The sequence below is a fragment of the Chromatium okenii genome (assembly GCF_016583745.1).
Classification (GTDB): Bacteria; Pseudomonadota; Gammaproteobacteria; order Chromatiales; family Chromatiaceae; genus Chromatium; species Chromatium okenii.
This window is the reverse complement of the sequence record NZ_NRRQ01000005.1, coordinates 38406-64470: the sequence shown is the minus strand read 5'-3', so window position 1 is coordinate 64470 and position 26065 is coordinate 38406. Positions and strand designations below refer to the sequence as shown.

Here is a 26065-nt window from a genome sequence, read left to right as displayed (position 1 = left end):
ACTTTGAAAACATCTCGTTTGATGACAACGCACCTCTCAAATTTTTCAAGTTGAATACATGATGACCACACCGCAGCCCCGTATCCGCGAAATTCCCTATAACTACACGTCGTTTTCTGACCGCGAGATTGTGATTCGCTTTCTCGGTGAACCACTGTGGCAGTTAATTGAACAATTGCGCAATAGTCGTCGCACCGGGCGCTCGGCGCGAATGTTATTTGAGGTGCTCGGCGATTTATGGGTCGTGACGCGCAATCCGTATTTGCAAGATGATTTATTAGAAAATACAAAACGCCGTCGTTTGTTATTACAAGCATTAACGCATCGTCTGGATCAATTTGAATTGCGTTTGAATGACAACCGCGATGCAGCGCGGTTATTGGCGGCAGCGCGAGCGGCGGTGGCGCGTTTTGGCGCTTGGTTCGCTGCCGAACAGCGCCAGCGCCAGCAGTTGCGGCAGGCGCTCGCGGGCGTCACTCGCGCCGATAACCTTGATTTTGGCGGTTTGGCGCGGGTCGCTCACGCGACCGATGCGACCGATTGGCGCGTTGAATTGCCATTTGTGGTTATTTCTCCCGACAACGAGCGCGAAGTTGCGCCCATTGTCCGCGCTTGTCTCGACTGCGGTTTGACGCTGATTCCTCGCGGCGGTGGCACCGGCTACACCGGCTCGGCAGTGCCACTGCATCCGCTGACTGCCGTCATCAACACGGAAAAGTTGGAGCAACTGACGGGCGTGGAGTGGATCGAATTGTCTGGCGGAGCGGAGCGCGTGCCCACCGTTCATTGCGGCGCTGGCGTGGTCACGCGGCGCGTGTCCGATCTCGCCGACGCCAACGGTTTGGCATTTGCGGTTGATCCGACCTCGCAGGACGCCTCTTGCATCGGCGGCAACATCGCCATGAATGCTGGCGGCAAAAAGGCGGTGCTGTGGGGCACGGCGCTGGATAATCTGGTGTCGTGGCGGATGGTGACGCCAGATGCGGAGTGGCTGGAGATCGAACGGCTCGATCACAATCGCGGCAAAATTCACGAGCAGCCGCTGGTGCGCTTTCGTCTCAGCCGCTTTCGTGCCGAAGGCGTGACGCCAAAAAGTGCGCCGGAGCTGTTGGAAATTCCGGGCGTTGCATTTCGCAAAGCCGGGCTGGGAAAGGATGTCACCGACAAATTTTTGTCCGGGCTGCCGGGCGTTCAAAAAGAAGGCTGCGACGGCATCATCACTTCAGCGCGATTCCTGCTGCACCGAATGCCGGAGCACGTCCGCACCGTGTGCATGGAATTTTTCGGCGCAGATTTAGATCGCGCCGTCCCCGCCATTCTCGAAATCCGCGATGACATCGCCGCTCGCGCCACCGTGCAGATCGCCGGTTTGGAACATCTGGATGAGCGTTACGTTCGCGCCGTCGGCTACACCACCAAATCCACGCGGCGGGCGTTGCCAAAAATGCTGCTGCTCGCCGATTTGGTCAGCGATGACGCCGCCGCAGTGGACGCCGCTGCCGCGCATCTCGTCAGCTTGGTGCAGGCGCGAGATGGCGAGGGGTTTATTGCCAGCAGCGTGGAGGCGCGGAAACGGTTTTGGCTAGATCGGGCGCGGACAGCGGCGATCTCGCGTCACACCAACGCCTTCAAAGTCAATGAAGACGTGGTTATCCCGCTGGAGCGGCTGGCGGATTACAGCCGGGGCATTGAACAAATCAACATCGAGCAGTCGCTGCGCAACAAGGACGCGATGATGACGGCGGTGCTGGAGTATTTAACGGACACGCTGGCGCTGCCGCCGGAGATGGATGCGGCTGAAGCGGAGGTGCTGGCGCTGTTGGAGGCAAAACGCACAGCCGCCATCGCGCTGGTGAGCGCAGCGCGAGCACGTTGGCGCGAGGTGTTGGCGGAAATCCAGTTGTCAGGAGCGGTTGCTGCTGTGGAGAAGGGGAGCCGACTGGATGTGCTGCTCCGCCGTGAGCTGCGCCAATCCTATCGGCTGGAAGTGGCGGAGGCGTTGAATGACATCTTTGCTGGCGCGGCGTGGACGCCAGTGCGCGAGCATCTTCTCGCCATTCATCGCCAACTGCGTGAGTCGCGCCTGTTTGTCGCGCTGCACATGCACGCCGGCGACGGCAACGTTCATACCAACATCCCGGTTCATTCTTCTGATTACGCCATGCTGCACGAGGCGGAGCGGATCGTGGCGCGGATCATGGCGCTGGCAACCGCGCTAGGCGGCGTCATCTCCGGTGAGCACGGCATCGGCATCACCAAGCTGCAATTCCTTGATCCCGCCAAACTCGCCGCTTTTGTTGACTATAAACAACGGGTTGATCCGCACGCAGTGTTCAATCGCGGCAAGCTGATGCCGGATTCGGGATTGAGCGGCGCATACACGCCGTCGCTGCGGCTGGTTGAACAAGAGGCGCTGATCCTCGAAGAAACCGAACTCGGGGCGCTCAATGACGACGTAAAACACTGTCTGCGCTGCGGCAAATGCAAACCCAAGTGCATGACCCACGTTCCTCGCGCCAATCTCAGCTATTCGCCGCGCAACAAAATTCTCGCCACTGGCTTGATGATTGAAGCGTTTTTATACGAAGAGCAAACCCGGCGCGGCTTGTCGCAGCATCATTTTGTGGAGATGAACGACGTCGCCGATCACTGCACCGTCTGTCATCACTGCCTGCCGCCCTGTCCGGTGAAGATTGATTTCGGCACCGTCACGATGCGGATGCGGCGGATTTTGGTCGCCCGTCAACAAAAACGCTTCAATCCGGCGGCGTGGGCGACGCTGCAATTTCTCAACAGCACCGATCCTCGCGCCGTGCGGCTGTGGCGACTGCTGCTGGCGCAGTGGGGCTTAACTGCGCTCAACTTCGCGCATCGTGCCGCGAAACTGCTGCATCTCACCGCTCGCCGTACCGCGCAGCCGGGCGCAACCACTGGCGCACCGCAGCCGCTCCAGCAAGTGCTGGAATTAGTCAGCCGCTCGGTGCCGGTCGCGCTGCCGCAGCGGACGTGGCGACAAGTGCTGGCGCTGGAAGATCGAACGTTGATACCGATTTTGCGCGATCCGCGCCGCGCTGCCGAAGATGCCGAGCCAGTGTTTTATTTCCCCGGCTGCGGTTGCGAGCGCCTGTTTTCCGATGTTGGGCTGGCGACGCTGGCGCTGCTGTGGCAACAGGGCGCACAAACCGTGCTGCCGCCGGGCTATCTGTGCTGCGGCTATCCGCAACGCGCCAGCGGTTTGGAGACCACCGGGCGGCAAATGACGATGGACAATCGGGTGCTGTTGCATCGCCTCGCCAACACGCTGAATTATTTAGATATTCGCACCGTGCTGGTGTCGTGTGGCACCTGCATGGATCAACTGCTGCAATACGAATTTGCGCGGATTTTTCCCAACTGCCGCCTGCTCGACATCCACGAATGGTTGCTAGAACAAGGCGTTAGCCTCGCAGCTAGCGCCGAGGTGCAGTATCTGTATCACGATCCTTGCCACTCGCCGATGAAAACTCACGCCCCGCTCAAAGTCGCTGCCGGACTGCTCGGGCAAACAGTGACGTTATCGCCGCGCTGCTGCGGCGAGGCCGGCACGTTGGGCATCACGCGCCCCGACATCGCCAATCAGGTGCGAATGCGCAAACAAGAGGAATTAACGGCGGGAATTCGGCAGTTGATTGGAAGTGAAAAAGTAAGCAATGAAGAAGTGAAATTATTAACTGCGTGTCCGGCGTGTCAGCAAGGTTTGGCGAAATACCAAATGGACACCGGCTTAAAAACTGATTATATCGTCGTCGAATTAGCAAACCGAATGCTCGGCAGCGATTGGCAGGAAACGTTTTTAATGCAGGTGCAGGCAGGAGGAATTGAGCGCGTATTGCTATAGCTCATTTAAGCTATCGCAACGACGCGCCCAACAACGGTGATTGTGTTTAGCGCGTCGTTTCAAATAACTTGGTGTATTCGTTGCGCAGCGTGTCATAGCTCCGATTAAGCTGCCCCACCAATTTCGTGGTACTGTCGTTTTGCTCACGCAACAGTTTATTTTCCTCAATTAAACTGTCTTGTTTTAAGAGCAATTTATGCACAGCTTTACGATATTCAGTGATGCTGATTTGTAAGTTGTGAATGTGAATTTGCAACGTCTCATGCTCTTTAATCAACAGCTTATAATTGCGTTCTTTCACTGCCAGCGCCCGCATAAACGCAGCATTGCTTTGTTCAACAGCATCCAGTTTTTCCCGAATTTCACGATCTTGATTGACTTGAATTCGGGAGCGTAATTCTTGATTAGCCAGTTGCAACGCTTCAAAGTTATGTTTAATTTCCGCGGTGGCTTCTTGATTGAGCGCAATTGTTGCGGTGGTTGCCTGATATTGTGAAAGCAATTCACCCACTGCTGCATCTAATTGTTCAGTGGCAATACCGCTATGATGCAATTCATCGTGATTGCACGATGCAAGATCGCAATCTGATTGCGCGTGTGCAATTGGATGTGGCGCACGAGACTGAGTGACCTGCGCCAAATGTTCATAATGCTGTTCGAGTTGTTGCAGAATGTGCTCCCATGCAGCAAGCGTTTGTAACTGTTCTGTTTTGAAAGGCGCGGCAAGCATTTTGAGTACTGCAATGTGACTGTCTTGCAATTCAGTTCTTGCGTTGGGGAATGCGTGAAGACGCTGAATGTCTTGCTTAAATAATGCCAGCCCCGCTGCACAAAACGCTTCATAATGGTGATGAACTCGGCGTATTCGCCACCATTGAATCCCAAAAAACAAGGTTAGTATGATGCTCAATACTAACGCTTCAGCAAGGCTGTAAACTGAAATATAATAGGTAAGATTCATAGTGAAATACGCCGTTTTGTTGTGTGTTCACAGCTAAGAACAGTTGTTAATCATCAAGATCAAAATCCTCACTTTCAGTTTTGGCTATTTTAGAACGCCGCCACCACCAAATACCAACTCCGATGCCAATAACGGCGAGAAGTGCAAGATTACTGATGATTAAAATAAAGATAGCAGATTTTCGTGCTGCTTCATCAGAAATGGGTTGTGATGATTCGTTGGTTGAACGTGCTGCTGTTGCATCCTGCGCTGCAGGTTGCGTTAAATTAGGATGTATTTGTTTGACTAAGGTGATAAAGCGATTTTTCTGACGTTGAAAATCAGGATGCGTTGCTGTGACCTGCACTTCAAATGGCCCCGGATGTTCAAACTTGAGAATCCCGCGATAATCATAAGTTGCTAATTCGGTGGCATTGGTTGTGAGTTCTAATTCCTGCATTTTAGTGCCACCAGCGTCAAAAACAACTGCCATAAAGCGCGTATTTTTAACAATTTCAGGATTGATTGGAGTGCCCTGATACAGCAATTGCGCGGCGACAACAACCGTATCACTAAACCGCGCTAATGTTGGCAGCGTCACGCGTAAATCCAACTCGCTATTGATGTAGGCTTTTTTGTGTTCATTATCAGCATTTACTTTCCAAATGCCAGCTTCAGGTTGTTGAATACTCACCTGATCAAAATAGGAAGAGCTTTTCCAAGCAACGTTGGGACGTTTTGTTGTCACGTCAATCTGCTGACCCGTTGGCGTAGTCAGTTGTACTGCGCCATCACCAGCATTCCGTTTTACTAATACGTTGAGTTCTTTAACATTCTCATCAACCTGCACTCCGTTATTCACAATTGGCGCAATAAGTGGTTGATCTGTTTGTTCAAACAAGCGCACAAAGGCATCATAAATATCGGTTGGTTTTTCTGCACGAAAGGCTTGACCGCCGGTTGCCTCCGCAATTTTTGTTAAAAACTCTAAATCGGATTCGGGAGAAAAAGCAACGCCAAGCACGCGAATATGATCGGCTTGAAATTTAGGAATGAGTTCATCAAAAATGGTTGCTTGCGCAGTGTGATTGGCTTCTTCAGTGCCGAGATTGAGTTGCCCATCTGAAAATAAAATTAACACTTTGTCATCGTTGGGATCGGCGGGTTGATCTTGAAAAATTTGATACCCAACCCGCAATGCGGATTCAAAATTTGTCCGAATTCCGCTCATTTGTAATTGTTGCGTGTGTTCAGTGAATTTTTGTGGCATGTTCTCATCAGCAATTGGCGTTAATGGCAAAAGACATTTGCTGTTTTGCGCAAAGCTGGTAAGCGCCAGCCGATCATGGTCGCTTAATAACTGCCCAAACAATTCCGCACCCTTAATGCTATCGCGGTCTGGATCAGTGCCCTTCATACTGAGGGAACGATCAAGCGTTAATACCACATCAACTGCGGTGGTTGGTAAGGAAACAATAAGTAACAGCGTGATAATAATGAGAGGAAAAATGCGTATCATGGGGTGATGTCCTGAGATGGTGGTGACGGGAAATAGCGCGAGAGTTTAAGCGGAATTGTTGGCGCGGTGCTAACAATAATTCACTAAAGTATTTCATTCGTTCGGGGCGGTCGTGCCGAGTGATGGTGAGGAGTAAAAAAATGCCCAGAGTTGATACTGATGATTTTTATCGCACTGCATTAGCAGCGCATGGTGAAACGGCGCAAGGAGTGCATTGGAATTCAACTGCATCACAGCAGCTCCGGTTTCAGATTTTGCGCCAATTGTTACCAACTGATTTAAGTGGCTTTACTTTAGTTGATGTGGGATGTGGTTTTGGTGATTTCTATTGTTATCTTGAGCAACGAGGTGAGCCGCCGCGTAAGTATATTGGTTTAGATATTATGGAGCCAATGGTGGCAACGGCGCGAATTCGCACCGGTTGTGACATTTTACTGCGTGATGTGCTCACGGATGCGTTGCCATCAGCAGATTATTATGTGTGCAGCGGGGCAATGAATACGTTGACGCGCAAAGAAACACGCCTGTTTATTAAAAACTGTTTTACGGCATCTCGGGTTGCGTTTGGGTTTAATTTGCTCAAGGGGCGCAATACCTCGTTTACTTATAATTTTTATCAGCCCATTGAGATTGTGCAGATTGCGCAAGAACTTGGTGCTGAGTGCCAGATTGAAGATGAATATATGAGTGAAGACTTTACGGCACTTTTTGTTAAAAAACCAGAGCAAGTATAGGAATAGCAATGTTAGATCCACGTTGGTTACGCACTGATCTTGAAACAATTGCCGCGCAATTGGCACGGCGTGGGGTAATTCTTGATCAAGCACGTTTGGTGGCGCTTGAAACGGAGCGTAAAGGATTACAAATCACGGTGCAGGAATTACAAAATCAACGCAATACCCGTTCTAAAATAATCGGTCAAGCAAAGGCTGCTGGACAGGAAGTTGCGCCATTATTAGCGGAAATGGCGGAGGTGGGAGCGCAACTCAAGGCAACTGAGGCGCGATTGAACGGTATTCAAGAGGAATTTAATGCGCTCAGTTTGAATATGCCGAATGTGCCGGATGCGTCGGTACCAGATGGGCGCACGGAGGCAGATAACCGTGAGGAGCGGCGCTGGGGTTCGCCGCCGGAGTTTGCGTTTCCGCCCAAGGATCATGTCGATCTCGGTGCGCTGCATGGCGGGATGGATTTTGATGTGGCGGCGAAAGTGAGCGGGGCGCGGTTTGTGGTGTTGACGGGTACGCTGGCGCGACTGCAACGGGCGTTGATTCAGTTTATGCTGGATATTCATACGCTTGAACATGGTTATACCGAGGTGTATGTGCCCTATTTGGTCAACGCGGAGAGTTTGCAGGGCACCGGTCAGTTGCCAAAGTTTGCGGCAGATTTGTTTCAAGTGCCCGGCGAAAAACCGTTGTATTTGATTCCGACTGCCGAGGTGCCGGTGACCAATTTGGCGCGGGATGTGATTGTGGAGGCGGCGGCTTTACCACGACGTTGGGTGGCGCATACGCCTTGTTTTCGCAGTGAAGCGGGATCATACGGGCGCGATACGCGGGGCATGATTCGCCAGCATCAATTTGAAAAGGTGGAATTGGTGCAGCTCGTGCGTCCGGAGGATTCTTCAGCGGCGCTGGAGATGCTGACTGGTCATGCGGAAATGATTTTGCAACGGCTGGGGCTGGCGTATCGGGTGGTGACGCTGTGCGCGGGCGATCTCGGTTTTTCAGCGCGTAAAACTTACGATTTAGAAGTCTGGTTGCCGGGGCAACAGGCGTATCGGGAGATTTCGTCGTGCAGCAGTTTTGGGGATTTTCAAGCGCGGCGGTTGCAAGCACGCTGGCGCAATCCGGCGACTGGCAAACCGGAATTGCTCCACACGCTCAACGGTTCGGGGTTAGCTGTGGGTCGCACTTTGGTTGCAGTGTTAGAAAATTATCAATTAGCAGACGGCGATGTTCTGATTCCTGAAGCCCTGCGTCCATATATGGGCGGGCGCGAACGCCTGAGCAATTAATCAGCGCCAGCAAGTGACATAAAAAAACCCGTTAAATCATTAACGGGTTTTTTAGTATTGGCGGAGAGGGTGGGATTCGAACCCACGGAAGGCTTGCGCCTTCTCTTGATTTCGAGTCAAGCCCATTCGGCCACTCTGGCACCTCTCCTGAAATTCTGATCGAAACGCGCAATCAGGTCGCGCATTGTAGGTTTCGCCACCGCTTCTGTCTATCTCCACGTCCGCGTCCCCACTGCACCAGCAGTGTGCAGCACGCAGCGTCTTTGTGCAGTTGCAACATAAAATCAAGTCACCAGTCAGGATTTCGGGATATAGTTATCCAGTTTGCGCTGATCCTGCCGCGTGGTAACGGGATCATTTTTTCCATTGAAAGCGGAATCAAGAGCGATGTTGCAAAAGAGTATGGTAACGCTGGACGGCAATGAAGCAGCGGCCTATGTCGCGCATTTAGCCAGCGAAGTGATCGCCATTTATCCGATCACGCCCTCATCGAACATGGGTGAATGGGCAGATGAATGGTCAGCACAGGGCGTCAAAAACCTGTGGGGCACGGTGCCACGCGTGGTGGAGATGCAAAGTGAAGCTGGCGCGGTGGGGGCACTGCATGGAGCAGTGCAAGCCGGAGCGTTAGCGACCACTTTCACCGCCTCGCAAGGGCTGCTGTTAATGATCCCGACCATGTACAAGATCGCCGGTGAGTTGACCCCGGTGGTGTTTCATGTCTCAGCGCGGGCGCTGGCAGCGCAGGGGTTGTCGATCTTTGGCGATCATGGCGATGTGATGGCGTGTCGCGCTACCGGCTACGCCATGCTGTGCTCCAGCTCGGTGCAGGAAGCGATGGACAGTGCCCTGATTGCCCACGCCGCCAGCTTGGAAAGTCGCGTGCCGTTTCTGCATTTCTTTGACGGCTTCCGCACCTCACACGAGGTCGCCAAGGTCGAACGCCTGCCGGTAGAGGTCGTGCGGGAAATGATCAACGACGTCGCGGTGCAGGCATATCGGGCGCGGGGATTGAATCCAGATCAGCCAGTATTGCGCGGCACCTCGCAGAATCCAGATGTGTATTTTCAAGGACGCGAAACGGTCAATCCGTATCACGCCGCCGCACCTGAGATCGTGCAGCAAGTGATGGATCGCCTCGGGGCGCTGACGGGACGCTCCTATCGGCTGTTTGAATACGTCGGCGCCGAAGATGCCGAGCGCGTGATCGTGCTGATGGGATCAGGCTGCGGCGCGGTAGAGGAAACGGTGGCGCATTTAACTGCGCGGGGCGAAAAGGTCGGAATGCTCAAAGTCCGGCTGTATCGCCCCTTTTCAGCCGCCCATCTGGTCGCAGCGTTACCCGCCAGCGTGACGCGGTTAGCCGTGTTGGATCGCACCAAAGAACCGGGCAGCGATGGCGAACCGTTATACAAAGATGTCGTCACCGCGCTGGCGCAGGCATTCGCCCAAGGTGAGCGGGCAACGATGCCGCGCATCAGCGGCGGACGGTATGGCTTGGGTTCCAAAGAATTCACGCCCGCGATGGTCAAGGGCATCTTTGACGAGCTGTCCAGCCCGGCTCCGCGCTCACAATTCACCGTCGGCATCATTGATGACGTCAGCCACCTGAGCTTGACGTGGGATGCTGATTTCAAAGCCGATGCCACTCTCGGCGTCACCGCCTGCGTATTTTATGGACTTGGCTCGGACGGCACCGTCTCTGCCAATAAAAACTCCATCAAAATCATCGCCGAAGACACCGATAATTACGGTCAAGGCTATTTCGAGTACGACTCCAAAAAAGCTGGCGCGATGACCATCAGCCATCTGCGTTTTGGGCCGCGCCCGATTCAGAGCACTTATTTAGTGGGCACCAATGAAGCCAGCTTTGTGGCTTGCCACCAGCCCACCTTCGTCGCCCGCTACGACATGCTGGAGAAAGCGCGGGAAGGCGCAGTGTTCCTGCTCAATACCGCGACCCCGGCGGCGCAGGTATGGGACGAGCTGCCGCGCACCATGCAGCAGACGATGATTGATAAATCAATCCAGTGTTATGTGATTGATGCGTATGGCATTGCGGCGGCGACCGGCATGGGACGGCGCATCAATACCATCATGCAGACCTGCTTTTTCGCCATCTCAGGGGTGCTGCCCAAGGATGAGGCGATTGAGAAGATCAAGGCGGCGGTGAAGAAAACTTACGGCAAAAAAGGGCAGGCGCTGTTGGATCGCAATTATCAGGCGATTGATGCCACCCTCGCCGGGCTGCATCAGGTCGTTATTCCGGGCACTGTCACCAGCACGCTGGAGCGCGGGTTGACGATACCGGTGACGGCACCGGAATTTGTGCAGCGCGTGACTGCGACTTTATTGGATGGACACGGCAATCAACTGCCAGTCAGTTTGATGCCTGCCGATGGCACTTGGCCGACCGGCACCACGCAGTATGAAAAGCGCAATCTGGCGCTGGAGCTGCCGCAGTGGGATGCCGAGCTGTGTTCGCAGTGCGGCAAATGTCCGTTGGTGTGTCCACACGCAGCGATCCGCGCCAAGGTGTATCCGGCAGAGCTGCTCGCGCAGGCACCGGCGGGTTTCCGTCATGCCACCGTGAAAGGCAAAGATTTTCCCGCTGGCTATCAAATCAGTTATCAGATCGCCCCGGACGATTGCACCGGCTGCGGACTGTGCGCGGATGTCTGCCCGATTCGGGATCGCACGGATCCGAGTCACAAGGCGCTTAACATGGTGGAAGCGGGCACGATTCACGCTGCCGAGCAAGCCAGTTGGGACTTTTTCCTGAGCCTGCCGGAATACGACCGCACCCAAGTCGATCCCACCAAAATCAAGCACGCGATGTTGTTACAGCCGCTGTTTGAATTCTCCGGCTCCTGCGTCGGCTGCGGCGAGACGCCGTATGTCAAGCTGGCAACGCAGTTGTTTGGCGAGCGGATGTTGATTGCTAACGCGACCGGCTGCTCCTCCATTTATGGCGGCAATTTGCCGACCACGCCCTACACCACCACTGCGGAAGGTCGCGGCCCGAGCTGGTGTAACTCGCTGTTTGAAGATAACGCCGAGTTTGGCTTGGGAATGCGGCTGGCGGTGGATAAGCAGACCGAGCAAGCGCGGGAATTGGTGACGGCGTTGGCGAGTGCGCTGGGCGACACGCTGGCTGATGGCTTGTTGACTGCCGCGCAGGACAACGAGACCGGAATTGCCGCGCAGCGGGAGCGCGTCGCCGCGCTGCGGGTCAAGTTGCAGGGAATGACCGGTCCGCAGGCGCGGTTGCTGGAGTCGCTGTGTCATCAATTGGTGAAGCGCAGCGTGTGGATTGTCGGTGGCGATGGCTGGGCGTATGACATCGGTTATGGTGGCGTCGATCACGTGCTTGCCAGCGGTCACAACGTCAACCTGTTGATTTTAGACACTGAAGTGTATTCCAACACGGGCGGGCAAAACTCAAAATCGACGCCGTTGGGCGCGGTGGCGAAGTTTGCAGCCAGCGGCAAGGCGACCTTCAAGAAAGATTTGGCAATGATGGCGATGACGTATGAGCACTGCTACGTCGCGCAGGTTGCTTTTGGCGCGAAGGATACGCAAACGGTGCGGGCGTTTTTAGAAGCTGAATCGTATGACGGCCCTTCAGTCATTATTGCGTATTCACCGTGCATTGCGCATGGCGTGGATTTATCCAATAACCTGCGTCAACAACAATTGGCGGTCAATTCTGGGCATTGGTCATTGTTCCGTTATGATCCGCGCCGCGCTGCAGCGGGTGAAAATCCATTGCAGTTAGATTCCAATGCGCCGAGCGTACCTTATCGGGAATTTATTGCTTCGGAAACGCGGTTTAGTTTATTGACGCGCACCCATCCCGATATTGCGGAACATTACCTGCAATTATCGCAACGGCATGTCCAAGCGCGATTTGAACTGTATCAACAGTTAGCGCAATTGGCGGTACAAAAAGCGAGCGGCGGGGCTAAATAATCAATCGGTTGGGTTGCCTGTGGCAACCCAACTGTATTAGCGCATCTGTCATTGAGTGGCGATTCAATTGGGTTAATTTTTTAACGCCAATACTCCTCTCAAACTATCGGAATCATATCTATGAATTTAACCACTTCTTATCTCGGTTTGACCCTCAAAAATCCGCTGGTGCCTTCCGCATCGCCGCTGACAAAACATCTCAGCACTGCGCGTGAATTAGAAGACAACGGCGCTGCCGCAGTCATCATGTGGTCTTTATTTGAAGAAGCCGTCACCGCTGAAACCGAAGCAATGGCGCGTTTTCTCGACAATCAAGACACCGGTTTTGCCGAAGTTGGCAGCGGCTTTCTCCCGCAGCATCAAGACTTTACTGGCGCACTTGACCAATATCTTGACCATCTGCGCAAGCTCAAAGAAACGCTGGAGATTCCGGTCATCGCCAGTCTCAACGGCGTCACCAGCAGCGGCTGGATTCGTCATGCCCGCTCAATTGAACAAGCGGGCGCAGATGCTTTGGAATTAAATGTGTATTACGTTGCTGCTGATATTCGTCACAGCGGCGCGGAAGTCGAAGAGCGTTATCTCAACCTGCTGCGCGAATTACGCAGCCAGATTCAAATTCCGATCAATTTGAAATTGTCTCCCGCTTTTAGTTCGCTTGGTCATATCGTTGCTGCTGCCGCTGCTGCTGGTGCCAATGGCGTTGCCTTATTCAATCGTTTTTATCAACCCGACATTGATATTCACGGCTTGCGTTTGCAATCGACTTTACGTCCATCGACTTCAGCGGAAACGTTATTAGCGATGCGCTGGCTGGCGATTTTATATGGGCGCATTGAAGGCTTGTCCTTAGGCGCGACTGGTGGCGTTCATACTGCTGAAGATGCAATTAAATTGCTTTTAGCGGGTGCTGATGTGGTGCATTTATGCAGCGTGTTATTACAACACGGGCCGGCGCAAATGGCGTTAATTCTGAACGGAATTCAGGAATGGATGACTGAACAAGGTTTTGAGAGTGTTGACGATTTTCGTGGGCGCGTGAGTGCGCTGACGGTACCTAATCCGGCAGACTTTGAACGCGCCAATTATGTGAGCATTTTAGATAGCTATAGCAGTGCGCCGGGCGTCAGAGTGTAACTGTAGTGCGAGTTATCAACGCCACACAGCATTGTGTGGTTAATTCAGCAGCCCCGCTTTATTTGAGCGGGGTTTTCGTTCATTCACTCAGGAGTCAGTTATGCAACAAGATTTTATTGACGCTGTGCAACAGCACCCGCGTTATCAGGAATTGATCTGTAGTCGCAGATGTTTTGCGTGGAATTTAACCGCGCTGATGCTGGTGATGTATTACGGGTTTATTCTGGTGATTGCCTTTGGGCCGAAATTACTCGGTACTCCGATTGCTGCCGGAGCGGTAATGACGATGGGCATTCCGGTGGGCGTCGTTATTATTGTCGCCGCGTTCATTTTAACTGGCTTATATGTTGCGAAAGCGAATGGCAAGTTTGATGAATTGACCAAAATCATTCGTGAGGATTTACAACAATGAGACGTTATGCCAGTTGGGGAATACTCGTGGCGTTACTAACGCCATTTGCGTTGGCGGCAGCTCCGGCATTATCCGGGGCAGTTGAGCAACAGGCGTTAAATTTAACTGCCATTTATATGTTTGTGGCGTTTGTAGCGGGCACCCTTGGGATTACCTATTGGGCAGCAAAACGCACTCGCACTGCGAGCGATTTTTATACTGCGGGTGGCGGCATTACGGGTTTTCAGAATGGGTTAGCAATTGCTGGCGATTATATGTCGGCAGCCTCATTCTTAGGTATTTCGGGCTTGGTATTTTCCTCCGGTTATGACGGGCTGATTTATTCTATCGGCTTTTTGGTTGGCTGGCCGATCATTATGTTTTTAATTGCCGAACAGATTCGTAATCTCGGCAAGTTTACCTTTGCAGATGTCAGCTCATATCGCTTCGGACAAACGCAAATCCGCACGATGGCGGCGATTTCATCGTTGGTGGTGGTATCGTTTTATTTGATCGCGCAAATGGTCGGCGCGGGCAAATTGATTCAATTGCTCTTTGGTTTGGACTATTGGATAGCAGTAGTCATCGTCGGCATTTTGATGATGGTTTATGTCATCTTTGGTGGTATGACGGCGACAACTTGGGTGCAGATTATTAAGGCAGTGTTGTTGCTGTGCGGTGCGACCTTTATGGCGGGTTCGGCGCTGTATTATTTTGGTTTTTCACCAGAGGAGATGTTCCGACAAGCAGTTGAACATCATCCAAAAGCAGATGCCATTATGTCGCCGGGGTCGTTAGTGAAAGACCCAATCAATGCAATTTCATTAGGATTGGCATTGATGTTTGGGACGGCTGGTTTGCCCCATATTTTGATGCGCTTTTTTACGGTGCCAGATGCGAAAGAGGCGCGTAAATCGGTGTTTTATGCGACCGGTTTTATTGGCTATTTCTACATCTTAACCTTCATTATTGGTTTTGCGGCAATTGTATTGTTGGCGCAGCATCCTGAATTCTTTAAGCCTTCAGCGTTGGCGGCCGACGGTTCGGTATTAAAAGACCAGTTAGTGAGCGGAATTAACGGCGGCACCAACATGGTGGCGATTCGTTTAGCAGAAGCAGTGGGCGGAAATTTATTCCTCGGCTTTATTTCGGCGGTTGCCTTTGCGACGATTTTAGCGGTTGTTTCTGGCTTAACTTTGGCGGGCGCGTCGGCAATTTCCCATGATTTATATGCGAATGTGATTGCACGCGGACGCAGTAATGAAACCACTGAAATTCGGGTTTCAAAGTTTGCAACCTTTGGCTTGGGTTTGGTGGCGATTGGATTAGGCATTGCTTTTGAAAGTCAAAACGTGGCGTTTATGGTGGGATTGGCATTTGCGATTGCAGCAAGCGCAAACTTCCCGGTATTGGTGGCGTCGATTTTCTGGAGCAAGATGACGACTCGCGGTGCGTTAATTGGCGGCTTTGCGGGTTTACTGAGCGCCTTTGTCTTAACCGTGTTGTCTAAAGCAGTCTGGGGTGATGTGCTCGGTCATGTGGGCGCGGATGGTAAACCGGTAGGGTTATTCTTTTTGGATAATCCGGCGATTATTTCAATTCCGGTATCATTCATTTGTATCTGGTTTTTTTCGCGGTTTGATTATTCAGAACGCGGCAAAATTGATCGGGATGCGTATCCCGCGCAGCGGATTCGTTGTGAAACCGGCATTGGCGCTGAGGGCGCATCCGGGCATTAAGTAAATTGTGCGCTGTCAGTCGGTGAAATTGCCGGCTGACAGTTGTTAGTTGGCGGTGGAAACACTGTTTTTTATTACAAACTTGACTGAAAACTGCCAATTGCAAGAGGTCATCACAAAGTGAAATACACCGTTGTTTTTCATCGCACCGAAGAAGGCATCAGTGTTTCTGTCCCCGGATTACCCGGCTGTTGGTCTGAAGGAGATTCTGAACAAGAAGCTTTAGAAAATATCCAAGATGCTCTTGAAGAGTATTTAGCGGCAGTGAAAGAAATGAACCAAACTCAGAACTTACAGCATTGAGGTGATCACTCCGAAAATCTTGCTGGAGCAATTGGCATGACGACCTTAAATCTAACCCTTCCCAACTCGATTCAGCGCCACCTCCAAGAGATGGCTGACCTAGACGGCGTTCCCGTCGAACAATTCGTTATGAGCGCAGTGGCGGAAAAAATTTCCGCTCTGACCGCCGAAAGCTATCTCTGTACCCGTGCCAACCGTGCCAATGCAGCCGTATTTCGTGCCATCCTAGAGAAGGTTCCGCCGCGTGCGCCACTCGTTGACGACGACTAACTGATCACTTTTTTTAACTACCTCACTCTGCGTTTATCGTGCGGCATGATAAACATCATGAGTATTGATATAAAAAAAGCCGTTTGCGCGGCGCGTGAGCAAGCCATGCAACTTTTTGCAGACGAGGTATTGCCGCATTTGGCGCTTGAAGAAATTACATTTGATGAACAAGAACAACATTGGCTGGTCACTTTCGGTTTTGACGCACCGAATCGCATTAGACGTAAAACGATGGAACCAAATTTGTTTCCTACGTTTGAAGAAGAAACACCGCGTAAATACAAAACATTCAGAATTGATGCGCAAGATGGTCATTTAATTTCTATGACTATTTTTAATCCTTGACGCTTGCATCTCCGCGCAAGAGTGTTCTGATTTTAATACCAATCTCCTTTTCAATCCTTTAGGAGCGAGCAATGGCAAAGTTAGGTATTTTGGCGCGGGCGCGGTTGTTATTTGCCATTCTTGGCGCTCTCACGATTCTCATGGGCGGCGGTGGCGTTTACGTCGCCAATCACATTCAACAATCAATCAATCACATTGCTGTTCATCAAGACCGCCTGCAAGAACGCGCTTTAGAATTTAAAATTAACGTGATTCAAATTCAACAATGGTTGACTGACATCAGCGCCACTCGCGGTCGAGATGGTTTAGATGATGGGTTTACGCAAGCGCAACAGTATTTTGCTGCCGCTCGCATGAATATCACGCAATTAGCAGAATTAGATGCAACTTTGGCAGCAGCGGATTTAACTCGCGCTCTCACCGCTTATTACGATGCCGGTCAACACATGGCGCAGCGTTATGTGGCGGAAGGGCCAGATGGTGGTAATGCGCTGATGAGTGCGTTTGATGCGACCGCGCAGACGATGACTGAGCAACTCAACGCGCTCGTAACCCGCGTGCAAACTGAAAAAGAACACGCCCAGCAGGAATTAGAGCGCCAGCTCGCATGGGGCACTTATGCGAGTTTGGCGGCAACGCTGCTGCTGACTGTCGGATTTATTGGCGGGCTTCTGGCGCTCGCGCAATTGTTAAAACCATTGGCGGCGCTGCAACAGTTGTCGGTGCGGATGGCAAATAACGATTTTCGCGGTGAGATGGTGCTGATGAACGGCGAGACCGAGATTGCCGTGCTCAGTCGGGCGTTTGGGCAGTTGCAAACCAGCTTGGCTACGTCATTCGGGCGCATCGCAGCGAGCGTGCGGCAGATGTACGAGGTGACGCAGCAGTTGCAAACCATCGCGGCGAAAACGTCTCAAAATGCGAACCGTGAACAGCATGAAGTGGCGCAGGTGGCGACGGCGATCAATGAAATGACGGCAACGGTGGTGGAAATTGCCCGCAATAGCACGGTGGTTTCAACCGCTGCTGCGGATGCGAAACGCGATGTCGCGCTCAGTCAAACGACGGTGCAGTCGGCGGTCACTTCGATCAATGGCTTGACTGGCGAGGTGATGCGCGGCGCGGAAGCGATGACGCAGTTGGAAGCGGATAGTGAACGCATCGGCTCGGTGCTGGATGTGATTCGTGGCATTGCCGAGCAGACCAATTTGCTGGCGCTCAATGCTGCGATTGAAGCCGCCCGCGCTGGTGAACAGGGACGCGGCTTTGCGGTGGTTGCAGCCGAGGTGCGGGCGTTGGCGAGTCGGACGCAACTGTCCACCAAAGAAATTCAAGACATGATTGAGCAGATTCAACGCGGTTCGCGTGATGTGGCGGGGGCGATGCGCCAAGGACGTGAGCAGGCGGTGTTGACCATCCAACACACCGATAAAGTGGATCAGGCACTGAAAGAAATTGGCACTGCCGTGTCCACGATCAGCGATTTAACGACGCAAATTGCGACGGCGGCGCAACAGCAAGGACACGTCTCTTCTGCCATTGACCAAAGCACCAACGCGATTCATCAGTCCGTCGATCAAACCGCTGGCGGCGTGGATGACACCTTGCGAGCGTGTTCGCGCTTGCTGGCTTTAATTGAAGCGTTCAATGGCGAAATGGCGGCGTTTCGGTTTGCAGGATGAATAAAAATGACGACTGACACTGCTGAATTGCCGCGCATCGTCTGCATCACCGGCGGCACCTCCGGCATCGGCGCGGGTTTAGTCGCCGCCTTTCTCGCCAGCGGCGCAACCGTTTACACCTGCGGACGCACTCCGGCAAAGGTGGCGCAACTTCAGGCGCAGTGGGCAGAAGCGACCGCCAGCGGGCACTTGATCGCGCTGACTGGCGACGTGACCGAAGCTGCGTTTATCGCCGAACTGGTCGCCATCATCACCGCCCAAGCCGGGCGGCTAGATGTCTTGGTTCACAACGCCGGCGTCATTCTCGCTTCCGGCGATCTGAGCGAAAGCGTGACCGCGTGGCGTATGACCTTGGAAACCAACCTGATTGCGCCGTTCGCGCTGACCCAAGCCAGCCTCGCGTTATTGGCACGCAGCGCCGCCGCAGTGGTCATCACCCTGTCATCAGCCTGTGCGCAGCATTCATTTCATACTTGTACTTCAAGCAGTTACTCGGTCAGCAAAGCCGGACTCGACCTGCTCACGCAGCGGCTGGCGCTGGCGCTGGCACCACGCGGCATTCGCGTCAACGGCGTTGCGCCCGGCGTCGTCGCATCGGACATGTGGGGCGAGGCGACCGGCTTGATGGCAGCGACCGTCGCCCAGCGCCATGTGCTCCAACAGCAGTTCGTGACACCAGCCGATGTTGCCGCCGCCGTATTGTTTCTCGCCTCACCACAAGCCCGCTTGATTACCGGCGCGATTCTCAAGGTAGATGCTGGCTATACGCTCGGCTGATTCCTGATAGAATTTGCCCCGGCGCGAGAGAATGCGCCTGTTTAAATCACCATAAACTGGAGGATTGAATACGATGTCTGCACTGTTTTCTGCCGATTGGATGAATGACCTGAAAGAGGCTTGGAATAGCGAGCCAGAAGTGTGCGAGAAGTTGGCCGAAATTGATTTCAATTCGGTGATTTATTGCGGCTTCAAAGATGAAGAAGAACCGCGTGGCTTATTCGTCGTCGAGAATGGCATTTGTGTTCGCGCTGGTGAATGGACGGAAAGCGATCCACCAGCAAATTGGGACATGCGTGCTGATCTGAAGGACTGGCTCAAGTGGGTAGAAAAGGGCATCGGCATGATGGGAATGGGCACCGCATTTGCAACGGGCAAGCTCAAGTTTAATGTTGGCGACTACTCCGCAATGTTAAAAGACCCCCGCATGGCAAATCCCTTCGTGAAGAGTTTTGCTTTAATGCAACGGATTGAGACCGACGAATTGGCATAATTGCCTGCGCATGACCCAAAAAGCCCGCTGCAAAGCGGGCTTTTTTTATGCCGTTAATTGTATAGAAATGCTGCCCCAACGATTAAGGCGCGAGACGCTCAATTGTCCACGCTTGCGCTTCCGTATTGCGTTGATAACAAAAGCGATCATGCAAACGACTATCCCGTCCTTGCCAAAATTCAATCCGCGTCGGCACCACCCGATAACCGCCCCAAAAGTCTGGCAATGGAATCTCACCCGCGCCAAATTTATGTGCAATTTCAGCAACCTTAGCTTCCAACAGCGCCCGTGATCGAATCACCTGACTTTGTGGCGATGACCACGCCCCGAGTTGGCTGCCGCGTGGTCTAGTCATAAAGTATTTTAAGGATTCTGCGGTTGAAATTCGTTCAGCACGACCACTAATTTGCACTTGCCGCGCTAATGCCACCCAAGGAAAGAGCATAGCTACTTGGGGATTATGTTCAATCTCTTGCGCTTTGCGGCTTTCATAATTGGTAAAGAAGACAAATCCCCGCGCATCATAGAGTTTTAATAATACGGTGCGCACCGACGGCTGGCCGCATTCATTTACCGTACACAAGCTCATTGCATTGGGTTCTGGAAGGTCGGTAGCAATCGCAAATTCATACCACTTTTGGAATTGTTGCAGCGGGTCTGAATGCAATTCAGCGCGGGTTAAACCTTGCGCCATTAATTCATCACGAACGCTCACGGGATTGATATTCATAGTTCACAACGACTCTTTTATTCACCAGTGAATGCGCATTTGCGCGGCAGCGACCGCACATTATGACACCATTTCATCCGCAATGATTTGGGAAGAACCGCGAGTATCTGCATCATGGCGAAACACTAAACCAGAAATGCTCGTTTTGGCTTGATGTTTCATGTGCGCAATCACGCGCCCCAATGCTTCCACACACCCATAACGCTCGCCCGGGCGCATTTCAATTAACGCCGCACTACAGCGCATTAACGGCATTTCGCGTTTTTCACCAAAGCGATCACAAGCGCGAATAAAACCGCGTTGCCGATCTTCGGGATCGTAAAGACTTTGCACATCTGCGCTAAATTTAGCGAGTAGATATTGAATTTGATTCAGCACCTGCGCTGAGGGTGCGTCGTGAATACCCGCAAAGAAATCATCGCCGCCAATATGACCAATAAACCAAGCACCACTGCTTAATTCTTTCCGCAATAATTCTGCAAACATCAGAATGGCGCGATCTCCCATTCTAAAACCATAATGATCGTTAAATGCCTTGAAATGATCGAAATCAAAATACACAAAATGGCGCATGACGGTATCACCGTTAAGATGATGGGAAACGTAATTGTGAATAGGGATATTGCCCGGCAGCTTGGTGAGCGGATTTTGGTCACGAGCGACGGCGATATTTTTTTGTTCAATCAATTGCAGCAGCGCCATTGCGGAAATAAAACCAATATAGCGGGCGTCTTGCGTCACAATAATACCCGCTGGATTGACATTCGCAGAAAAGGCTTCGAGCATTCGCTCTACAGAAGCGTGACGATCAATCGTCGGACAGGGACGCGCAAAATCAAACAATGTCCGCGTAAAGGCAGGATTCAGAATGAGATCGCGCCCATACGCAGAATAAATGTGTTCTTTAATATCGGCTTCGTGAATGAGCCCCAGCGGGCGCTCAGCGTCATCTAATAATGGAATAATGGTGTATGCTTTGTGACGGCGGAAGGCTTCAAATAATGATTTCACTTTGGCGCTGGCAAGCAGCGGCGGAATGTATTCCATGCGCTCCTCAATTAAAGCAAGATCGGTGTGCGGTTCGCGGCGGTCGCGTTGATTGACCGCGTGGATATGCTCATAATTGACGCGCAAATCCTCAATCTGTAATTGCGGATGTGCAATAAAAAAACCCTGCACAAGATCACAACCCACTTCTCGACATGCCAATAATTCGGGTGCGGTTTCAACGCCTTCCGCAATCACGCTGATACCCATGACATGCGCGAGCTGCACGGCGTTGGCAACAAACAGCCGTTTCCGATGATCGGTGGCAATCCCGTTAATAAAAAAACGGTCGATTTTGAGTAAGTCGGGCGGATATTCATACAACAAGCGCAGTCCGGCATAGCCGCTGCCAAAGTCATCAATGGCGAATTGAAAGTGCTGCCGCCGATAGGTGGCAATGGTATTGGCAATGCTGGGTTGTGCAGTTAAATCGGTATGTTCAGATAAATCAAAACACAGCACTTCAGGCGTCAAACCATAACGGTGTAATAGCGCCAGTGTGGCATCTGGCTCTTCACCCGCTAATAATCGCGGATCGACATTAAAAAATAGCCGATACCGCGCTGCGTTTGGCAATTGCACAAATTGGGCGATGGCTAATTCACGCAGCAGTTCATCCAATTCAACTGCGCAATGTTGCTGCCACGCTGCGCTTAATAATTGCTTGACATCATTAAAACCCAGTGCGCCAATACCGCGCAATAAGGCTTCATAGCCATAAACGCCGCCGGTGTGAATGTTGACCACCGGTTGCAGCGCATAAGTGAGCACTTCACGGGCGCGATGAACGAGCGTTGTTGGCGCATTGATGCTGGATTGTAGACGCATAAAAACTCGCTAATGAATCCGAAAATAGGCAACCCGTTCGCGCAATGCTTGCGAAAGCGTGTTTAATTGCGTACTTTGTCCAAATCCTTGTGCGGCATCTGAGGCATATTCTTGTGCTAACAAGGTGATTTGGTTAATGGCGCGGGCAATTTCTTCAACCATGCGACTTTCTTCTTCAGCGGCGCTGGCAATTTGATGAGTCATATCGGTTAATACGTTGACGGCTTCTGCAAAGACATCTAAATGAGTGACCGCTTGTCCATAATGGCTAACGCTTTGTTGGGCGCGATCACGATTGGCATGAATCACGTCTACTGCTTGCGCAGAACTGCTTTTCAAACTGTTAATCATCGTTTCAATTTCTTGAATAGATTGATGGGTGCGCGTGGCCAATTGCCGCACTTCATCGGCGACCACCGCAAAGCCGCGTCCGTGTTCACCCGCTCGCGCCGCTTCAATCGACGCATTGAGCGCCAGCAAGTTGGTTTGGCTGGCGATGTTGCGGATCACGTCCAGCACGTTGCCGACCGCTTGGCTGTGTTGCGCCAGCCCAATCACGACGCCCGCTGCTTGGTCAATATCCTGCGCCAATTGTTCAATGATGGCGGTGGTGGCGGTGAGCAATTCCCGACTGCTGCTGAGGCGCTGCCGTGCCATTTCCGTCGCACCGACGGCGCGACTGGTGTGATTGGTGACTTCTTGCGCAGAAGTGGCGAGTTGGGTGATGGCGGCATCAACGGTGCTGGTTTCCGTTTTTTGGCGATCAAACTGAATTTTGCTGTTTTGCGCCAAGGTCGCCATATCGCCCGCTGAATTGTGGAGATCGCTGCTGGCGGTGTGCAGATGGGTGACGATGCCGCGAATGCGTTCAACCATTGCTTGCAAGGCGGTCATCAGGCGTCCGACTTCGTCCGTGCTGGTGGTGGCAAAGGAGACGTTCAAATTGCCCTCCGCCAGCGCCGATACGGTGGCGACGGCGGCATTGAGCGGCAAGAGCGCCCAGCGCATATACCAAAATAAACCGAGGCTGGCGGCTAACAGCAGGAGTGCGACGCCGCTGTAGGCGATCCATTCAAATTGGCGCTGCGCGGCAAAGAGTGCGGTTTCATCCGTCAAGCTGAGGAGATGGACGAGCGGTTGTCCGTCCACGCCGGCGATGGGAACGACGCTGGCGGTGTAGGTCGCATCCGCAGCGGTGACGACCTGATAACGCCGCTCGCCGAGCACGGGCAGCGCGATTTGCAGCTCGGCAAAACGGGCTGGCGCAGTGTTGAGAAACAATTGTCCGCTGGCGCTGGCAAGCGCGACCTCAGAATTGGCAACGGTTTTGAAGCGTTCCAGCGCACTGTGCAGCGGTTGTTGCAACACGATCACGCCAATCGGCGCATGGCGCACGAACAGCCGAAATGCCAGCAACGCCACCGGTTCACCTTGCGCGTTGCGACCGATGCGCCGCAGCGGTTGTTCATCCGGCGGCGGGAGCTGACTCAACGCCCGCACATCTGGCGGCAGCGGCGTGGTGCCGCAACAGAGCTGCTGCGCGGCAGCATCAAAAATATACAGTTGCTCAAAATACCCTTGCTCGCTGATCAAGTTAGTGAGCGCCGCCACCGCGTGCTGCAACGCGTCGGCATCGTGCGCCTTAATCGCTTGGCGGAGGGTGAAATCGCTGTCAAATGCCGCGATCCCGCTTGCCATCTTGTCAAACAGCCGCTCCACCACCTGCCCCCAAATGAGCGTGCGATCAGTGGTCACGGCGAGCGCGACGCGGCTTTCGATGCGGGCATTGCTGGCGCGGGCGACCAGAATCAAAGCGGCGGCGACTAATAAGGTGACGCAGATCGCGGCGAGAGTAACGCTTTTACGAATAGTCATCGGGGAAAATGAAATGATTTAACATCATTCATTGCAATACAAAGTTGTTGATTATCGTAGTAAAACACGTCAAGGTGACAACCAGATGAAAACGATGCTATGAATAAACCGCAGCCGTTTTAAGTTGACGCTTATATCCGTGCTCATATACGGCAATGCGTCAATAACGAATTGAGTGAGGAGTGACGCAGTTGCAAAAATTTCATCAGTTATCAGTTGGCGCTTGTCAGTAAAAACAACGTTGTTGCCGCCAACTGACAACTCAATCAAACGCTTGTATCGCAACTACGTCACGTTAACCATCAAAGTGGCAGTAGAAAAGGCTTTGATAATGGCAATTTATTTTAATGCTCAAAAGAAAAACCACATTGAAACCACACGCCAGCGGTGCGCTGATGCTAATTATTGCAGCAGAATATCGCCATCATGCGCTTGCAATTGCTGAAGCTGCGTGCAAATTAAATCAATTGCGTGAGAATTGGTTCAATCTGCCAGAATGGATTGAGCGCCAGCCCGAAGTGATTGCCGGTTATCCTGAGCGCATCATTCCCAAACCGGAATACACTGCGCAATTAAACCAGCGCACCTTGACCACTTTTTATAATCAAAAACCTGCGTGGCTGGTGAATGCGCATGAGCAATGAGATCGTGCGGTGGTGGCGGCGTATGGCTGGGAAGATACTGCGGCGGCAGTGCATGACACGGATATTTTGCAACGCTTATTGGCGTTGCATGTGACGCGGTGAAACGCAACCCATCGAAATGAATTAACGCCTAAAAAGTCTCTTTTGAGAGAATCCGAGCGCAAAAAAAAGCGGTATCGGAAAACCGACAACCGCTTGATCATAAGACTTGATTTGGCGCGCCCGGAGAGATTCGAACTCCCGACCACCTGGTTCGTAGCCAGGTACTCTATCCAGCTGAGCTACGGGCGCTTGGTGAGCTGCGGATTATTCAGATAACCGCTGTTGCTGTCAATGCCCAAACGCGGATTTTTCGCTGCGCTCGCGGTAGATTGACAGCAACTGGCGCAAAAAAATGAGGCGCAAGTACGCATCGTTGTTGCGCAAATTAGCGCACAGCGCCCTTTAAGCGTGGTCGCAACCACAGTTCAGCCCAACGACTGACCGCATCAATGGCATCTGCTTGATCAAGCGCAGGATCGCTTGGATCAGGACTCGCTCCAGTGGGATTATTGGTATCGCAAAGAGCATAGTGATTTGCGCCTTCAATACTGATTAACGCCTGTGGCAATTCCAATATCGGCAAGGTACGACTCACTTCATCGGGCGTTGCCACGCCATCTTTTGTGCCTTGCAACAGCGCCACTGCGACATCAGACGTATCAAGATCAGTGACCGTATCATCGGCATTGACTAAATGGGCTCCATAAAATACTGCCGCCCGCAATGCGCTTGGACGTTCATAAGTGGCATCACAGATCGGTGGATCACACTGTTTTGCCAGCGCATACAGACCAATTCCGCCACCAAAAGAATGACCAATTAAACCCATGTGCTCCGTATCAACAATCCGATACAGCGGTGATTTAGAATCACCATCTTCTGTTTTCATTTCCGCCAGTACATCAGTCACAACGTGAACGTCGCTGAATAATCCCGCAACGGGCATTCCGGGAAAAGTTTGAGCATGATTAGGAACGGCCACCACAAAGCCCCGTCGTGCTAATGAACGAGCGAGCGTTTTATAATGCGCTTTATCGACATTTGCACCCTGCAACAGCGTAATTAAAGGAAACGCATCAATAAACTTATTGCGCTGGCTGGTGCGAATAGATGGCAGATAAACATCAGTCGGATCATTGCGCGATAAGGTAATGCTATACACCCGCACTGTATAATTGGGTTCTACAGTTGGTTTTGCACTATCTGCCATCACGCTAACCGTTCCAGATACACACAATACTGCGGTTAATGCGGATATACAAAAACGAAAAATGTTCATAGCGGATAACCTCTCGTGATGCTACTCAGTTTTGATCACAGTGCTGACTACTGTAGCGTATCCAGTAAACTGCACTGCCGCACTGTTCCTAGTGTGAACTGTGTTACGCCCGCACCAGCGGCGATCAATTAAACTGTGCCCACCTAAAAAAAGAC

20 protein-coding genes and 2 tRNA genes are annotated in these 26065 nt (G+C 52.3%); 14 read left to right on the top strand and 8 right to left on the bottom strand.

Annotation, left to right across the window (positions count from 1 at the left end; genetic code table 11):
* The first annotated feature begins 58 nt into the window (after positions 1-58).
* Positions 59-3877, top strand: coding sequence for a DUF3683 domain-containing protein (locus CKO12_RS03010; protein ID WP_200153256.1), 3819 nt, complete (start codon positions 59-61; stop codon positions 3875-3877).
* A 46-nt stretch (positions 3878-3923) separates the two neighbouring features.
* Here CKO12_RS03010 and CKO12_RS03005 read toward each other — a convergent pair whose 3' ends face one another.
* Both CKO12_RS03005 and CKO12_RS03000 read right to left on the bottom strand, forming a co-directional pair.
* Positions 3924-4838 (bottom strand): hypothetical protein, encoded by a 915-nt coding sequence (locus tag CKO12_RS03005; protein ID WP_200153255.1) that lies wholly within the window; start codon positions 4836-4838, stop codon positions 3924-3926.
* Between the two features lie 46 nt (positions 4839-4884).
* Positions 4885-6336 carry a vWA domain-containing protein gene (locus tag CKO12_RS03000; RefSeq protein ID WP_200153254.1) on the bottom strand — a complete coding sequence of 484 codons (1452 nt, stop codon included), beginning with the start codon at positions 6334-6336 and terminating at the stop codon, positions 4885-4887.
* Positions 6337-6476: 140 nt separating this feature from the next.
* Here CKO12_RS03000 and CKO12_RS02995 point away from each other — a divergent pair, with 140 nt between their 5' ends.
* Both CKO12_RS02995 and serS read left to right on the top strand, forming a co-directional pair.
* Entirely contained in the window at positions 6477-7070 is a 594-nt protein-coding gene (locus CKO12_RS02995; protein WP_200153253.1) for a class I SAM-dependent methyltransferase, read from the top strand.
* 8 nt (positions 7071-7078) lie between these two features.
* Positions 7079-8356, top strand: coding sequence for a serine--tRNA ligase (gene serS, locus CKO12_RS02990; RefSeq protein ID WP_200153252.1), 1278 nt, complete (start codon positions 7079-7081; stop codon positions 8354-8356).
* Positions 8357-8414: 58 nt separating this feature from the next.
* Here the strand turns inward: serS and CKO12_RS02985 are convergent.
* Positions 8415-8504: transfer RNA gene (locus tag CKO12_RS02985), tRNA-Ser, on the bottom strand.
* A 239-nt stretch (positions 8505-8743) separates the two neighbouring features.
* Here CKO12_RS02985 and nifJ point away from each other — a divergent pair.
* The 10 genes from nifJ to CKO12_RS02935 all read left to right on the top strand — a co-directional run bounded on the left by nifJ (position 8744) and on the right by CKO12_RS02935 (position 19465).
* Complete coding sequence (gene nifJ, locus CKO12_RS02980) at positions 8744-12328, top strand: pyruvate:ferredoxin (flavodoxin) oxidoreductase (RefSeq protein ID WP_200153251.1); 3585 nt, start codon at positions 8744-8746, stop codon at positions 12326-12328.
* A gap of 120 nt (positions 12329-12448) precedes the next feature.
* Positions 12449-13465 carry a dihydroorotate dehydrogenase-like protein gene (locus CKO12_RS02975; protein WP_200153250.1) on the top strand — a complete coding sequence of 339 codons (1017 nt, stop codon included), beginning with the start codon at positions 12449-12451 and terminating at the stop codon, positions 13463-13465.
* A 100-nt stretch (positions 13466-13565) separates the two neighbouring features.
* Positions 13566-13877, top strand: coding sequence for a DUF485 domain-containing protein (locus tag CKO12_RS02970; RefSeq protein WP_200153249.1), 312 nt, complete (start codon positions 13566-13568; stop codon positions 13875-13877).
* The gene (locus CKO12_RS02965; protein ID WP_200153248.1) at positions 13874-15595 is read left to right on the top strand and encodes a cation acetate symporter; all 1722 of its coding nucleotides are present in this window, start codon (positions 13874-13876) and stop codon (positions 15593-15595) included. Before CKO12_RS02970 ends, CKO12_RS02965 begins: the two co-directional genes overlap by 4 nt.
* Before the next feature lie 120 nt (positions 15596-15715).
* Positions 15716-15898 carry a type II toxin-antitoxin system HicB family antitoxin gene (locus tag CKO12_RS02960; RefSeq protein ID WP_200153247.1) on the top strand — a complete coding sequence of 61 codons (183 nt, stop codon included), beginning with the start codon at positions 15716-15718 and terminating at the stop codon, positions 15896-15898.
* Positions 15899-15934: 36 nt separating this feature from the next.
* The gene (locus CKO12_RS02955; RefSeq protein WP_200153246.1) at positions 15935-16168 is read left to right on the top strand and encodes a hypothetical protein; all 234 of its coding nucleotides are present in this window, start codon (positions 15935-15937) and stop codon (positions 16166-16168) included.
* A 45-nt stretch (positions 16169-16213) separates the two neighbouring features.
* On the top strand, positions 16214-16513 hold the full coding sequence (locus CKO12_RS02950) for a hypothetical protein (protein ID WP_207146240.1): 300 nt from the start codon (positions 16214-16216) through the stop codon (positions 16511-16513).
* Positions 16514-16584: 71 nt separating this feature from the next.
* Positions 16585-18195 (top strand): methyl-accepting chemotaxis protein, encoded by a 1611-nt coding sequence (locus CKO12_RS02945; RefSeq protein WP_200153244.1) that lies wholly within the window; start codon positions 16585-16587, stop codon positions 18193-18195.
* Positions 18196-18201: 6 nt separating this feature from the next.
* Positions 18202-18972 carry an SDR family NAD(P)-dependent oxidoreductase gene (locus tag CKO12_RS02940; RefSeq protein ID WP_200153243.1) on the top strand — a complete coding sequence of 257 codons (771 nt, stop codon included), beginning with the start codon at positions 18202-18204 and terminating at the stop codon, positions 18970-18972.
* A 73-nt stretch (positions 18973-19045) separates the two neighbouring features.
* Entirely contained in the window at positions 19046-19465 is a 420-nt protein-coding gene (locus tag CKO12_RS02935; RefSeq protein ID WP_200153242.1) for an SCP2 sterol-binding domain-containing protein, read from the top strand.
* Positions 19466-19547: 82 nt separating this feature from the next.
* Here CKO12_RS02935 and pdxH read toward each other — a convergent pair whose 3' ends face one another.
* The 3 genes from pdxH to CKO12_RS02920 are packed head-to-tail and all read right to left on the bottom strand — an operon-like array spanning position 19548 to position 23945.
* Positions 19548-20195 carry a pyridoxamine 5'-phosphate oxidase gene (gene pdxH / locus CKO12_RS02930; RefSeq protein WP_200153241.1) on the bottom strand — a complete coding sequence of 216 codons (648 nt, stop codon included), beginning with the start codon at positions 20193-20195 and terminating at the stop codon, positions 19548-19550.
* Between the two features lie 60 nt (positions 20196-20255).
* Entirely contained in the window at positions 20256-22070 is a 1815-nt protein-coding gene (locus CKO12_RS02925; protein ID WP_200153240.1) for a GGDEF domain-containing protein, read from the bottom strand.
* Between the two features lie 9 nt (positions 22071-22079).
* Positions 22080-23945 (bottom strand): methyl-accepting chemotaxis protein, encoded by a 1866-nt coding sequence (locus CKO12_RS02920; RefSeq protein ID WP_200153239.1) that lies wholly within the window; start codon positions 23943-23945, stop codon positions 22080-22082.
* A 395-nt stretch (positions 23946-24340) separates the two neighbouring features.
* On the opposite strand from CKO12_RS02920, the gene CKO12_RS02915 reads away from it, so the two are divergent.
* Positions 24341-24589: a hypothetical protein gene (locus tag CKO12_RS02915; RefSeq protein ID WP_200153238.1), complete on the top strand. Its 249-nt coding sequence runs from the start codon at positions 24341-24343 to the stop codon at positions 24587-24589.
* A 214-nt stretch (positions 24590-24803) separates the two neighbouring features.
* Here the strand turns inward: CKO12_RS02915 and CKO12_RS02910 are convergent.
* Positions 24804-24880 (bottom strand) — tRNA-Arg (locus CKO12_RS02910).
* 136 nt (positions 24881-25016) lie between these two features.
* Complete coding sequence (locus tag CKO12_RS02905) at positions 25017-25910, bottom strand: alpha/beta hydrolase family protein (protein WP_200153237.1); 894 nt, start codon at positions 25908-25910, stop codon at positions 25017-25019.
* Positions 25911-26065 lie beyond the last annotated feature (155 nt).

Excerpts from the sequence above, each read along its gene's own strand:
- CKO12_RS03010 (WP_200153256.1), top strand. The coding sequence starts at position 59 with ATGATGACCACACCGCAGCCCCGTATCCGCGAAATTCCCTATAACTAC.
- CKO12_RS03005 (WP_200153255.1), bottom strand. The coding sequence starts at position 4,838 with ATGAATCTTACCTATTATATTTCAGTTTACAGCCTTGCTGAAGCGTTA.
- CKO12_RS03000 (WP_200153254.1), bottom strand. The coding sequence starts at position 6,336 with ATGATACGCATTTTTCCTCTCATTATTATCACGCTGTTACTTATTGTT.
- CKO12_RS02995 (WP_200153253.1), top strand. The coding sequence starts at position 6,477 with ATGCCCAGAGTTGATACTGATGATTTTTATCGCACTGCATTAGCAGCG.
- serS (WP_200153252.1), top strand. The coding sequence starts at position 7,079 with ATGTTAGATCCACGTTGGTTACGCACTGATCTTGAAACAATTGCCGCG.
- nifJ (WP_200153251.1), top strand. The coding sequence starts at position 8,744 with ATGTTGCAAAAGAGTATGGTAACGCTGGACGGCAATGAAGCAGCGGCC.
- CKO12_RS02975 (WP_200153250.1), top strand. The coding sequence starts at position 12,449 with ATGAATTTAACCACTTCTTATCTCGGTTTGACCCTCAAAAATCCGCTG.
- CKO12_RS02970 (WP_200153249.1), top strand. The coding sequence starts at position 13,566 with ATGCAACAAGATTTTATTGACGCTGTGCAACAGCACCCGCGTTATCAG.
- CKO12_RS02965 (WP_200153248.1), top strand. The coding sequence starts at position 13,874 with ATGAGACGTTATGCCAGTTGGGGAATACTCGTGGCGTTACTAACGCCA.
- CKO12_RS02955 (WP_200153246.1), top strand. The coding sequence starts at position 15,935 with ATGACGACCTTAAATCTAACCCTTCCCAACTCGATTCAGCGCCACCTC.
- CKO12_RS02950 (WP_207146240.1), top strand. The coding sequence starts at position 16,214 with ATGATAAACATCATGAGTATTGATATAAAAAAAGCCGTTTGCGCGGCG.
- CKO12_RS02945 (WP_200153244.1), top strand. The coding sequence starts at position 16,585 with ATGGCAAAGTTAGGTATTTTGGCGCGGGCGCGGTTGTTATTTGCCATT.
- CKO12_RS02940 (WP_200153243.1), top strand. The coding sequence starts at position 18,202 with ATGACGACTGACACTGCTGAATTGCCGCGCATCGTCTGCATCACCGGC.
- CKO12_RS02935 (WP_200153242.1), top strand. The coding sequence starts at position 19,046 with ATGTCTGCACTGTTTTCTGCCGATTGGATGAATGACCTGAAAGAGGCT.
- pdxH (WP_200153241.1), bottom strand. The coding sequence starts at position 20,195 with ATGAATATCAATCCCGTGAGCGTTCGTGATGAATTAATGGCGCAAGGT.
- CKO12_RS02925 (WP_200153240.1), bottom strand. The coding sequence starts at position 22,070 with ATGCGTCTACAATCCAGCATCAATGCGCCAACAACGCTCGTTCATCGC.
- CKO12_RS02920 (WP_200153239.1), bottom strand. The coding sequence starts at position 23,945 with ATGACTATTCGTAAAAGCGTTACTCTCGCCGCGATCTGCGTCACCTTA.
- CKO12_RS02915 (WP_200153238.1), top strand. The coding sequence starts at position 24,341 with ATGCTAATTATTGCAGCAGAATATCGCCATCATGCGCTTGCAATTGCT.
- CKO12_RS02905 (WP_200153237.1), bottom strand. The coding sequence starts at position 25,910 with ATGAACATTTTTCGTTTTTGTATATCCGCATTAACCGCAGTATTGTGT.